This window comes from Sphingobium sp., from assembly GCF_041987595.1.
Taxonomy (GTDB): Bacteria; Pseudomonadota; Alphaproteobacteria; order Sphingomonadales; family Sphingomonadaceae; genus Sphingobium.
Genome location: NZ_JBHIWJ010000127.1, coordinates 1 through 10,903 on the forward strand (window position 1 = coordinate 1; position 10,903 = coordinate 10,903).

A 10,903-nucleotide genomic window follows, 5' to 3' on the forward strand; every position below is an offset into this window, starting at 1 on the left:
CATGACCAATGTTACCGCGGCCTGTATTCCCGAAGGCGTGGATGGAGAGCGGGTGCGCCGCCGCATGCGCGAGGATTTCGAAATAGAGATCGGCACCGCCTTCGGCCCGCTGGCGGGCAAGGTGTGGCGGTTCGGCGCGATGGGATATAATGCGCGCAAGCACAAGATACTGATAACATTGGGCGCGCTGGAGGCGGTGCTGCGGGCGGAGGGGCATGGCTGTCCCCCGGGCGAGGCGGTCGACGCCGCGCTCAGCGCATGGAACGCACGATGAGCGCGCGCGACCTGATCGGCTATGGCCAGACCCCGCCCGCCGCGCACTGGCCCGGCGGCGCGCGGATCGCGGTGCAGTTCGTCATCAATTATGAGGAAGGCGCGGAAAACAGCGTCCTGAACGGCGACCGGGGATCCGAAGCCTTTCTGTCCGACATGGTCGGCGCGGTCAGCCATGCCGACCGGGCGATGGCGATGGAAAGCCTGTATGAATATGGCAGCCGCGCCGGTTTCTGGCGCCTGCACCGGCTGTTCACGGATCGCGGCCTGCCCGTCACCGTTTTTGGCGTGGCCGCCGCGATGGCCGCCAACCCCGCCGCCGTCGACGCGATGCTGAAGGCGGACTGGGAAGTGGCCAGCCACGGCTATCGCTGGATCGATTATCAGCATATGCTGGCGGATCGGGAGGCGGAACATATCGCCCGCGCCATAGAGGTCCACACCCGCCTGACCGGGCAAAGGCCGCTCGGCTGGTATCAGGGCCGCACCTCGCCCAACACCGCCCGGCTGGTCGCGCAGGAGGGAGGGTTTCTTTACGACGCGGATTCCTACGCCGACGACCTGCCCTATTATGACCGGCGTTTCGGCCGGGCGCAGCTGATCGTGCCCTATGCGCTGGACGCCAACGATATGAAGATGGTGGCGCTGAACGGCTTTACGGAGGGGGACCAGTTCTTCCGCTATCTGCGCGACACGTTCGACCAGCTGCGGGCGGAAGGCGGGCGGATGATGTCGGTTGGTCTGCATGGCCGCATCGCCGGACGGCCCGCCCGCGCCCATGCGCTTGCCCGTTTCCTGGATCATGTCCTGGCCCATGACGATGCCTGGGTCGCCCGCCGCATCGACATTGCCCGCCACTGGCTGGAGCTGCACCCCCATGACTGAAGAAAAAGCCGATTTCATCGCCCGCTATGGCGCATTGTTCGAACATTCCCCTTGGGTGGTGGAGCGCGCCGCCGAACGCCTGCCCTTCGACGATCTGCATGCCGGGCTGATGCAGACGGTGCACGACGCCACCCGGGACGAACAACTGGCGCTGATTCGCGCCCATCCCGAACTGGCGGGGAAGGCCGCCATCGACGGGTCGCTGACCGATGCATCTGCCGCCGAACAGGCATCGGCCGGGCTGGACCGGCTGTCGCCCGAGGAATATCGCGCCTTTCACGACCTGAACGCCCGCTATGGCGCGCGTTTCGGTTTTCCCTTCATCATCTGCGTCCGGCTGACGAACAAGGCGGGCATATTGGCGGCCATGGGACAGCGGCTGGCCCATGACGAACAAAGCGAAATCGCCACCGCCCTTGCCGAAATCGGCAGGATCGTGGCCCTGCGTCTGGAGGATCTGGCATGACATTGGCACAGCATGAGGCCCGGCTGGCGCATGATCTGGACTGTCTCGGCTTTGGCGGGGCGGACTGGACCCGCACCGATGCGCCAGATGACCAGCACATCCACGACGTGGTGATCGTCGGCGGCGGGCAGAGCGGGCTGGGCGCGGCCTTCGGCCTGCTGCGCGAACGGATTTCCAACATCCTTGTGCTCGACGAAAATCCGGCGGGGCAGGAAGGGCCGTGGGACAGCTATGCGCGGATGATGACGCTGCGCACGCCCAAGCATCTGACCGCCATCGACTATGGCATCCCCGCGCTCACCTTCCGCGCTTATTGGGAGGCGATGCACGGGCCGCAGGGCTGGGCCGCCATTGACAAGATCCCCCGGCGCGACTGGATGGACTATCTGCGCTGGTATCGCCGCGTGCTGCGCCTGCCGGTGCGCAACGACAGCCGGGTCACGCTGGTGGAACCGGTGCGGCGCGGCCTGTTCCGCCTGTCGCTGGCCGATGGCGAAACGCTGCTGGCGCGCAAGGTCGTCATGGCCACCGGCATACAGGGCGGCGGCCAGTGGCAGATGCCCGCCATGGTGACGAAGCTGCCCGGCCATCTTTATGCCCACACCTCTCAGGCCATCGATTTCGATGCGCTGGCGGGCAGGCGGATCGCGATATTGGGCGGCGGCGCGTCGGCCTTCGACAATGCGCAACATGCGCTGTCGCTGGGCGCGGGGGAGGTGCATGTCTTTGTCCGCCGCCAGCAATTGCCCACCGTTAACCCGATCCGTTTTCTGGAGGCGAACGGCGTCATCCCGCGCTTCCCCGCTTTGGCGGATGAGGCCAAATATCGGATGATGAAGAATTTTTTCGAACGCAACCAGCCGCCCACCAACGACACATTCGCGCGTGCGGCCAGCCATCCGGGCTTCCATCTGCATCTGGGATCGCCCTGGCTGGATGTGGCGGAAGCAGGCGACGGGGTGGATGTCATCACGCCGCAGGGGCGGCAGCGCTTCGATTTCCTGATCCTGTCCACCGGCCTTGCCACCGATCCCGCGCTGCGCCCCGAACTGCGCCCGGTCGCGGCGGGCATCGCCCGCTGGTCGGACCGCTTCGCACCGCAGGATCGCGACGCGGTGCTGGATGCGCACCCCTATCTGGGCACGGGGTTCCAGCTGCTGCCGCGCACGCCGCAGGATGAAGACGCGCTGCACGGGCTGTTCGCCTTCAACTATTCGGGCCTCATCAATTTCGGTCTGTCGGCATCGGCGATTTCGGGACTGAAACATGCGCTGCCCCGGCTGGTGCAGGGGGTCGCGGACCAGCTGTTTCTGGACGATCAGGGGGCGATACTGGCCGATTATTTCGCCTATGCCGAACCTGAATTTTCCGCGCAGCTGCCCACGCCCCGCGCCACGCCGACGGAGGCCGCGGCATGAGCCTGTCCACCCATGTCCTCGACACCATGCACGGCCGCCCCGCCGCTGGCATGGCGATCCGCCTGCTGTCGGGCGACCGGCTGCTGTTCGCAGGGCTGACCGATGCGGACGGCCGCTGCCCGGCGCTGCGCGATCTGGAACTGGCGGCCGGAAACTACCGGCTGACCTTTGCGGTGGCGGATTATTTCCGCTGGCTGGGCGTCGACCTGCCGCAGCCGCCCTTCCTTGACATCGTGCCCATCGATTTCGGCATGGGCGAAGGGGGCCATTATCATGTCCCGCTGCTCGCCTCGCCCTTTTCCTATTCCACCTATCGCGGAAGCTGAAGGCCCATGGAAGCTGACACCCCCCTCTTCGTCCCCCTCTTCACGCAAACGGCCGACGCGGATCTGGCCGCCGAAATCGCAGCGCGGATCGGCATGGACCTGCCTGATGCCTGCGTGGCGGGCGTGGCGGCCAATGCCCGCCTGTTGCAACGCCATGCCGACCTGCTGCGCGGGGGACAGGCATGACCGACCTGTCGACATGGGGCGTCGTCGCTTGCGCCGATGCGGTCCGGTCCGGGCGGCTGTCGGCGGTGGCGCTGGCGACGGCGGCGCTGGACCGCATCGCCGCCCGCAACCCGGCGATCGTCGCGGTGACGCGCACCCTGCGCGACCGGGCGCTGGCGCAGGCGGCAGCGGTCGATGCGCAACTGGCCGCCGGGCAGGATCCCGGCCCGCTCGCCGGCGTGCCCTATGGCGTCAAGGACCTGTTCGACGTCGCCGGCCTGCCGACCACGGCGGGCGCCGCACGGCTGAAGGATGCGCCGCCCGCGACCGCCGACGCCGAAGCGATCGCGCGACTGCGCGCGGCGGGCGCGGTGCTGGTGGCGACGCTCAACATGGACGAGTTCGCCTATGGCTTCGTCACCGACAATGCGCATTGGGGCATCACCCGCAACCCGCACGATCCGGCGCGGTTCGCGGGTGGATCGTCGGGAGGGTCGGCGGCGGCGGTGGCGGCGGGCATGCTGCCCTTTGCCCTTGGGTCCGACACCAATGGATCGATCCGCATTCCGGCCAGCCTTTGCGGCATTTACGGGACGAAGCCGACCCATGGCTCGCTGCCGCTGGCGGGGACCTATCCCTTTGTCCACACGCTGGACGATATCGGCGCCTTCACGCGCAGCGCCGGCGATCTGGCGCTGGTCGACGCGGTGCTGCGCGGCGGCGCGGGCGAAGCCGCGCCGCTCGGCCGGCCCGCTTTGCTGGGCGGCTGGTTCGCGGCCAATCTGGCGCCGGACATGGCGGCGGCGCTGGACCGCCTTTCCGCCGGGCTGGGCGGGCTGCCGGTGGTCGACCTGCCCGATGTGGCGAGGGCGCGATCGGCCGCCTTTCTGCTCACCGCCTATGAGGGCGGGCGGCTGCATCGCGACGCGCTGGCGGCCGATCCGCTGTCCTACGATCCGGCGACCCGCGACCGGCTGATCGCGGGAGCGGCGCTGCCGGATGCCATATATGCGCAGGCCATGGCCTTTCGCAGCGTCTTTGCCGCCCATGTGGAGCGCGCGCTGGCCGACCATGACGTGCTGATCGCGCCGGCCACCTTCGGCCCGGCGCCGCGCATCGACGATCCCACCATCCCCATCGATGGCGCGCCGCAACCGGCCCGCGCCAATCTGGGCCTCTACACCCAGCCGATCAGCTTTCTGGGCCTGCCCGTGGTGGCCGCACCCCTGCCGGTGGCGGGGCTGCCCATGGGGGTGCAGCTGATCGCGGCGAAGGGTCGCGACAGCGCCCTGATCGATTATGCGACCATGCTGGAGGGCAGGGGCCTGATAGCGGCAAAAGGGGAAGGACGATGACCGTGAACGATGCAGGGGTTGTGGCCGAAGTGACGGCGCAGCTGGAACGCTATGAACGCGCGCTGATGGCGGACGATCTGGCAGAGATGGACGCGCTGTTCCACGACGCGCCGACCACCGTGCGCTATGGCGTGGGCGAGGTGCTGTACGGCATGGAAGAAATTCGCGACTTTCGCAAAGGGCGCGGCGGTTCCCCCCAGCGCCGCGTCGGCCGGATCGCGGTCGCTGCCTTCGGCCCCGACGCCGCCACCGCCAATATCGAATTTTTCCGCGAAGGGTCCGACCGGCGCGGCCGCCAGAGCCAGACCTGGATCCGCTTCCCCGACGGGTGGAAGATCGTGTCCGCCCATGTCTCCATCGAAGGCAGCGCCTCGTGAAGGCGCTGCTGGCACGGCTGAACATCGACAGCTATATCCTGCTGCTGGTCGGCATGGTGCTGCTGGCGTCCTTCCTGCCGGTGCGCGGGATGGCGGCGACGGTCGCGGGGGGCTGCGCCGACATCGGCATCGTCATCCTCTTCTTCATGCATGGCGCGCGCCTGTCGCGGCAGGCGGTGATCGACGGCGCGCGCCACTGGCGGCTGCACCTGACGGTGGCGCTGATGACCTTTGCGGTGTTCCCGCTGCTGGGCCTGGCCGTCCGGGCGATCCCCGGCATCGATCCCGCGCTGGGCACGGGTATGCTGTTCCTCACCCTGCTGCCCTCCACCGTGCAATCGTCCATCGCCTTCACCGCCATGGCGCGGGGCAATGTCGCGGCGGCGGTGTGCAGCGCCTCCTTTTCCAACCTGGCGGGCATTTTCATCACCCCGCTGCTGGTCGCCTTCCTCATCACCGGGCGGCAGGGCGGCTTTTCCGGCGACGCGGTCGTGACCATCGCGGTCCAGTTGCTGCTGCCCTTTCTGGCGGGCCATTTCCTGCGGCCGTGGATCGGCGCCTGGATCGCCCGGCAAAAGAAGCTGCTGACCATGGTGGATCGCGGATCGATCCTGCTGGTGGTCTATACCGCCTTCAGCGCGGCGGTGGTGGAGGGGCTGTGGAACCGCGTCACGCCGGACGATCTTGCCCGGATTGCGGGGCTTTCCGTGCTGTTGCTGTCGGTCGTGCTGCTGCTCAGCCATGCGCTGGGCAAATGGCTGGGCTTCAATCGGGAAGACAGTATCGTGCTGCAGTTTTGCGGCTCGAAAAAGAGCCTGGCGTCGGGCGTGCCGATGGCTGGCGTGCTGTTTTCCGCGTCGCAGGTGGGCGCGATCATCCTGCCGCTGATGTTCTTCCACCAGATCCAGCTGATGGTCTGCGCCGTGCTGGCCCGCCGCTATGCCGCATCCGACACCGCGCAGGGGACACTGGCCGGCGCATAGCCGCCCAATCGCGCACGGCCCGCCCTACAGGCTCAGCCGCTCTGGATCCTCGCGCGCATCCTGTTCCTGCATGGCGCGGGTCGCCACCGACCCCCAGGGGAAGATGAACCATCGCTTGTCGACCTGCCGGTCGATATTGCGCGACGCATGGTCCACCGTCTCGCGCGAACTGACATTGTTGATCAGCACGGCAAAACGCACATTGGCGGCCAACCCGCCATTGTCGATCAGCAGCGACCGGAAGCGGGCGATGGTCTTGCCGCTGTCGTTGATATCGTCGACGAACAGATATTTTTCGCCCAGCTGGGTGCAGGCGGCCAGATGCACCAGCAGCGAATCCGAAAAGGCATGCACCTTCGAACTATGGTCGATGGACAGCATGGCAATGCCCATGCGGTGCGACAGGAATGTCGCGGGGACCAGCCCGCCCCGGCCGATGCCGACGATATAGTCGGGCACCCACGGATCCTGTTCGACCGCGCTGGCGATGGTTTCGACATCGGCCAGAAACTGGTCATAGGACATTTCGGAAAACTGGATATCTTGCGTCTGCGTCATGATGGGCCTTCAGGTGGATGATGGGGGTGCGGCCGGTTCGGCCTCGCTCGCGGCGTTCGCGCAACGGGCGAGCGCTGCGTTCAGCAACTCTACCAGCGCATGGACCGCAATGGCGGGATTGCGCGCGGACCGGACATAGATGCCCAGGTCGGCCTGAAGATAGGTGGGCCCGGCGATGGGAATATGGACCAGTTCGCCCCGCTCGATCTCATCCTCTATGCCGATCCGCGTCTGAAAGGAAATGCCCAGCCCGCGCATCGTCAGCTGCTTGGCCAGTTCGACCGAGCTGGTCTCTACCGCGCCCTGGGGCAGCTTGCCAAGCGCGCGCTGCAATTGCTGGCGGATGGACAGATCCGCCTTGGGCAGGATCAGCGAATGGGACAGGCAGGTCGCCAGCGTCAGGCTGCTGCTGCGCGCCAGCGGATGGTCGGGCCGCATCGTCGCGCCCAGCGGATGGCGGCTGTGGGACAGCTGGCGCAGGTCGGACGTCCGCTCGACACCGAAGGCGATGCCCATGTCCGCGTCGCCGCCGATGACCGCGGCGGAAATGGCGGCCGATCCCAGCACGCTGACGCCCACGGTGATGCGGGGGTGGCGTTCGCGCAGTTGCGCCAGCACATCGGGCAGCAGGCCCGACGTCAGCGCCTCCACCGCCGCGATCTCGACATGGCCCGACCGCAGGCCCTGCATCGCCTCCAGCTCCGACCGCACCCGTTCGGCGTCCTGCAACACCTCTATCGCATGGCGGGCGAATGTCGCCCCGGCATGGGTCAGCTTCAGCCCGCCGGGCAACCGGTCGAACAGCGGCGTGCCCAGTTCCTCCTCCAGCTTCAGCAATTGCCGGTTCACGGCGGAGGATGCGACGTTCAGCCGCCGTGCCGCCTCCCGCACCGAACCCGCCCGGCGGATGGCGTCGAAATAGACGATCATGGGGGCATGGAAACGGTGGGCGCGGTTGGACATAGCCGCTCCTGGGCCATAATCCCGATTCGGTCAACGTCCTCTTTTCGGCATCGGGGTGGGCTATAATCGATGCTTTTTTTCGAGCGGGCAGACAGGAAGAATGGGCGCCGATATAGAGGCCGAGCGAGGATATGAAATGACGCTGACAGCAACAGGGGATACGATTGAACGGGGCGATGCGCTGACCCTGCCGACGGTCGATATTTCCAGCCTGCCCGGTTCGGACGAAGGCGCCCGCGCCGCCGTGGTACAGGCGATCCGCACCGCCTGTTTGGACAAGGGCTTCTTCTATTGCGTCGGCCATGGCATCGACCCGGCGCTGCTGGCGCGGGTCTTCGCGCAGAGCGCGGCCTTCTTTGCCCAGCCGATGGACCGCAAGATGGAACGGGCGATGGCGCTTTCGAAGGCCAATCGCGGCTATGAGCCGCTGCGCGGCCAGACGCTGGAACCGGATTCGCCGCCCGACCTCAAGGAAGGCTATTATATCGGCGCGGAAGTGGCGGCGGACGATGAACGGGCGCAGAAATTCTTCAACACCGGCCCCAATGTCTGGCCCGAAGACCTGCCCGACTTCCGCGCCACGATGGAGGAATATTATGCGGCGATGCGCAGCCTGATAGCGGTGCTGCTGGAAGGGCTGGCGCTGTCGCTGGGGCTGGATGCGGACTATTTCGCGGATTTCCAGACCTCACCCATCGCGACGCTGCGGCTGCTCCATTATCCCGCGCAGGAAGCCAATCCGCATCCCGATGAAAAGGGCTGCGGCGCGCATACCGATTTCGGCGCCATCACGGTGCTGATGCAGGACGGGGTCGGCGGGCTGGAAGTGTGGGACCATGACGGCGCGCGCTGGCTGGCGGCCCGGCCGCTGGACGGATCCTTCATCATCAACCTGGGCGACATGATGGCGCGCTGGACCAACGGCCGCTATCGCTCCACCATCCACCGCGTCATCAACCGGTCCGGCCGGGAACGCTATTCGGTGCCCTTCTTCTTTTCCGGCAACCCCGAACATCGGATCGCGTGCATCCCATCCTGCCTGCCCGCCGGCGGAGCGCCCCAATATGCCCCGATCACGGTGGAAGGGCATATGCGCGAACGCTATTCGGCGACCTACAAGAAGGATTTCGGATAGTTTAGTAGGTCTTGGTTAATTTGACCCTGCCGTCGAACGTTGAACTGTTGTGGTAGATGCCTCACTTCGCTTGGCATTTAATGATGCGGAGTGGCACCACCGTGGTGCGCGAAGGAGGAGCATATGGCGAATGCGCGCATGCTGTCGATCAACTTGATAAAGTGATGTTTCTAAGTTTGGGGGAGTGATTGAGCAGGCGGGAGCGTCGATGCCTTTCGGGTGGCGAGGTGATACTTTGACTTTCCTCTGTGCCTTGACGTCGAAGCTGCCTCCCCCCTGTCGGAAGGCAGTGCAACGATTGAAGGTGCTATGAAGAGAAGGTTGTCGCGGGGGGGGGGCGTTGCCGGGATTTCGGCTCTAGCGGTGACCCATTGGGTAACGCTGTATGTAAGACGTTACGCGGGGTTCGTTTCAGAGCCGATATTTAACCAGCGAGGAACTAAAGTCTTGAACGAGGAAGGGGGGATATCTGAAAGGCGAGAAAGTGAGAGTGGACTGCGTTTATATGTTTTTCCGTGTCTGCAGAAGATGGTACTATTGCCAATGAAATTGAATAGCATCGAAATCGAGATGAACAAGCGTGATGGCCCGCCAACTGAAAATTCGTGAATGGCTGTGGCGCCCGATGTATGCGCGCTTTTGGTGGAGTGCGGTCCCGCTGTACTGGGGCGGTTTATTTGCGTCCTCGCGCGTAGAATTCCTTGCTGATTTTTACGGTTCGGCTCTCGCGGGATTCATTAATGTTTTTTTCTTCCCGCCGATCGTAGCTATAGTTCTGTCGTACGGCTTTTTTAAAGCATGGCTGGCGGCAGGACATTTTGAAATGGATGATGAAACAGAAGAGTATTGGGAACGTAGTCCAATGCGCAATAGCCCTTCTGGCATGCTGCGTGAGTTCGATCCGCTAGACCCCGCCTCAGGCTCTAACTGGATTGGGAGTCCGTTGAATCCGTCGCACCCATTTTATGTTATTCGGCCCCGTCATTCTTCTTGAATGACGGATTTCCGTCGAAGGGGCCATTCATCAGATCGGTCGAGAACCTGCCGCTGTTGAGAAGTGAGCTTTGCTCATTAGACGTTACAGGAGCCATTAAATCGGCTGTTCCCCGAGCGCTGTCCGCGTCGCCGAGATACCTGTTCCGCAGCCCATTCGGCCCAAGGATTTCTGTCGCCAGGCGGTGGGAGAATGCTTCAGCTGGATTAGCTGATCTGGCGGCTGATCGCTCGGCATTCGCCAGAGCTTGTCGTACGTCAAAGTTCACAACGTTGAGCTGGGCACTTGCGATTTCGCTAGTCGATCCTGCCTCCTGACTCGAAATACCCAGCGACCCGCCAGCTTGACCGAACGCTGCTCCACCTTGTCTCGACCTGTTGGTCCGGCCTGCTTTTGCACTTGTCCCTCCTGACACTTCTCCGTTCACAGATATTTGAAATGCGTTCTGATCCTGCGCTGTCCTTGCGATTGCACGTTCCCACCCAGTCTGAGCCATAACAGCTTGCACATCTCGCTGAAGTGTGTCCGCCACCTGGGGTTTCAGGCGCCAGTTGCCCTTGCGGTCCATCTCGAACCCGCCGCGCAGCCAGTTGGCCATCGCCGCCTTGCCCTCGTCGCCGCCGCCCATGAAATGTTCGATCGTGTCGGGGCCGGCCTGTTTGCCGGCCTCGAACCTCGTGCTGCTGTCGTTCCGTGCCGATTTCTCGAACCCTGCGCTGCTGGAGACGAGAAGATCATTATGCGCGAGACTGAAGCGTGCATGGCCGCCATTGGCGACAGCGCCAAGCTGACTCTCGTTGAGAAGTCCAGCCTTCCACATCTGGGCCGCCGTCGCCGGTGTCAGGTTGAGGCTGAAATCACCATTTTGATCCATCGCTATCTGCCGCTTGGTCATCTCAATGCCGTTGTCCTTGAGCATCGATTGCACGCGTGACAGGCGTTCCTTGTCGACAATGCTGGTCATTCTGGCATTGCGCGCGCGATCAGCCACGCCTTCGGCGCCGC

At 64.7% G+C, this 10,903-nt stretch carries 12 protein-coding genes and 2 pseudogenes; 11 read left to right on the forward strand and 3 right to left on the reverse strand.

Annotated features, from left to right (window positions below; genetic code table 11):
* From ACFC3J_RS20325 to ACFC3J_RS20365, 9 genes and pseudogenes are all read left to right on the forward strand, one after another.
* Positions 1-274: pseudogene (locus ACFC3J_RS20325) on the forward strand (alanine--glyoxylate aminotransferase family protein); the annotation flags it as partial.
* Positions 271-1,158 (forward strand): allantoinase PuuE, encoded by an 888-nt coding sequence (puuE, locus tag ACFC3J_RS20330; RefSeq protein WP_038293028.1) that lies wholly within the window; start codon positions 271-273, stop codon positions 1,156-1,158. The pseudogene ACFC3J_RS20325 and the gene puuE, both read left to right, overlap by 4 nt.
* Positions 1,151-1,624 (forward strand): 2-oxo-4-hydroxy-4-carboxy-5-ureidoimidazoline decarboxylase, encoded by a 474-nt coding sequence (gene uraD / locus ACFC3J_RS20335; RefSeq protein WP_017502789.1) that lies wholly within the window; start codon positions 1,151-1,153, stop codon positions 1,622-1,624. Before puuE ends, uraD begins: the two co-directional genes overlap by 8 nt.
* Positions 1,621-3,042, forward strand: a complete 1,422-nt coding sequence (locus ACFC3J_RS20340; protein ID WP_017502788.1) for an NAD(P)-binding domain-containing protein — start codon at positions 1,621-1,623, stop codon at positions 3,040-3,042. The genes uraD and ACFC3J_RS20340 overlap by 4 nt, the downstream gene beginning before the upstream one ends.
* Entirely contained in the window at positions 3,039-3,368 is a 330-nt protein-coding gene (gene uraH, locus ACFC3J_RS20345; RefSeq protein ID WP_017502787.1) for a hydroxyisourate hydrolase, read from the forward strand. Before ACFC3J_RS20340 ends, uraH begins: the two co-directional genes overlap by 4 nt.
* A 6-nt stretch (positions 3,369-3,374) precedes the next feature.
* Positions 3,375-3,554 carry a DUF4089 domain-containing protein gene (locus ACFC3J_RS20350; RefSeq protein ID WP_017502786.1) on the forward strand — a complete coding sequence of 60 codons (180 nt, stop codon included), beginning with the start codon at positions 3,375-3,377 and terminating at the stop codon, positions 3,552-3,554.
* Positions 3,551-4,888 (forward strand): AtzE family amidohydrolase, encoded by a 1,338-nt coding sequence (locus ACFC3J_RS20355; protein ID WP_017502785.1) that lies wholly within the window; start codon positions 3,551-3,553, stop codon positions 4,886-4,888. Before ACFC3J_RS20350 ends, ACFC3J_RS20355 begins: the two co-directional genes overlap by 4 nt.
* Entirely contained in the window at positions 4,885-5,265 is a 381-nt protein-coding gene (gene hpxZ, locus ACFC3J_RS20360; RefSeq protein WP_048938630.1) for an oxalurate catabolism protein HpxZ, read from the forward strand. The genes ACFC3J_RS20355 and hpxZ overlap by 4 nt, the downstream gene beginning before the upstream one ends.
* Positions 5,262-6,248, forward strand: a complete 987-nt coding sequence (locus tag ACFC3J_RS20365; RefSeq protein WP_017502977.1) for a bile acid:sodium symporter family protein — start codon at positions 5,262-5,264, stop codon at positions 6,246-6,248. Before hpxZ ends, ACFC3J_RS20365 begins: the two co-directional genes overlap by 4 nt.
* A gap of 24 nt (positions 6,249-6,272) precedes the next feature.
* Here the strand turns inward: ACFC3J_RS20365 and ACFC3J_RS20370 are convergent, their stop codons facing one another.
* Positions 6,273-6,806 carry a phosphoribosyltransferase gene (locus ACFC3J_RS20370; RefSeq protein WP_017502978.1) on the reverse strand — a complete coding sequence of 178 codons (534 nt, stop codon included), beginning with the start codon at positions 6,804-6,806 and terminating at the stop codon, positions 6,273-6,275.
* A 9-nt stretch (positions 6,807-6,815) separates the two neighbouring features.
* Positions 6,816-7,769, reverse strand: a complete 954-nt coding sequence (locus tag ACFC3J_RS20375) for a LysR family transcriptional regulator (RefSeq protein ID WP_017502979.1) — start codon at positions 7,767-7,769, stop codon at positions 6,816-6,818.
* Between the two features lie 136 nt (positions 7,770-7,905).
* Here ACFC3J_RS20375 and ACFC3J_RS20380 point away from each other — a divergent pair, with 136 nt between their 5' ends.
* Complete coding sequence (locus ACFC3J_RS20380) at positions 7,906-8,904, forward strand: isopenicillin N synthase family oxygenase (protein WP_048938654.1); 999 nt, start codon at positions 7,906-7,908, stop codon at positions 8,902-8,904.
* A gap of 583 nt (positions 8,905-9,487) precedes the next feature.
* Positions 9,488-9,898 carry a hypothetical protein gene (locus tag ACFC3J_RS20385; protein WP_080993653.1) on the forward strand — a complete coding sequence of 137 codons (411 nt, stop codon included), beginning with the start codon at positions 9,488-9,490 and terminating at the stop codon, positions 9,896-9,898.
* Here ACFC3J_RS20385 and ACFC3J_RS20390 read toward each other — a convergent pair.
* A pseudogene (locus ACFC3J_RS20390) lies at positions 9,873-10,903 on the reverse strand (conjugal transfer protein TraG); the annotation flags it as partial. The gene ACFC3J_RS20385 and the pseudogene ACFC3J_RS20390 sit on opposite strands and share 26 nt — an antisense overlap.

Excerpts from the sequence above, each read along its gene's own strand:
- ACFC3J_RS20380 (WP_048938654.1), top strand. The coding sequence starts at position 7,906 with ATGACGCTGACAGCAACAGGGGATACGATTGAACGGGGCGATGCGCTG.
- ACFC3J_RS20370 (WP_017502978.1), bottom strand. The coding sequence starts at position 6,806 with ATGACGCAGACGCAAGATATCCAGTTTTCCGAAATGTCCTATGACCAG.
- ACFC3J_RS20385 (WP_080993653.1), top strand. The coding sequence starts at position 9,488 with ATGGCCCGCCAACTGAAAATTCGTGAATGGCTGTGGCGCCCGATGTAT.
- ACFC3J_RS20375 (WP_017502979.1), bottom strand. The coding sequence starts at position 7,769 with ATGTCCAACCGCGCCCACCGTTTCCATGCCCCCATGATCGTCTATTTC.
- hpxZ (WP_048938630.1), top strand. The coding sequence starts at position 4,885 with ATGACCGTGAACGATGCAGGGGTTGTGGCCGAAGTGACGGCGCAGCTG.
- uraH (WP_017502787.1), top strand. The coding sequence starts at position 3,039 with ATGAGCCTGTCCACCCATGTCCTCGACACCATGCACGGCCGCCCCGCC.
- ACFC3J_RS20350 (WP_017502786.1), top strand. The coding sequence starts at position 3,375 with ATGGAAGCTGACACCCCCCTCTTCGTCCCCCTCTTCACGCAAACGGCC.
- uraD (WP_017502789.1), top strand. The coding sequence starts at position 1,151 with ATGACTGAAGAAAAAGCCGATTTCATCGCCCGCTATGGCGCATTGTTC.
- ACFC3J_RS20355 (WP_017502785.1), top strand. The coding sequence starts at position 3,551 with ATGACCGACCTGTCGACATGGGGCGTCGTCGCTTGCGCCGATGCGGTC.
- ACFC3J_RS20340 (WP_017502788.1), top strand. The coding sequence starts at position 1,621 with ATGACATTGGCACAGCATGAGGCCCGGCTGGCGCATGATCTGGACTGT.
- puuE (WP_038293028.1), top strand. The coding sequence starts at position 271 with ATGAGCGCGCGCGACCTGATCGGCTATGGCCAGACCCCGCCCGCCGCG.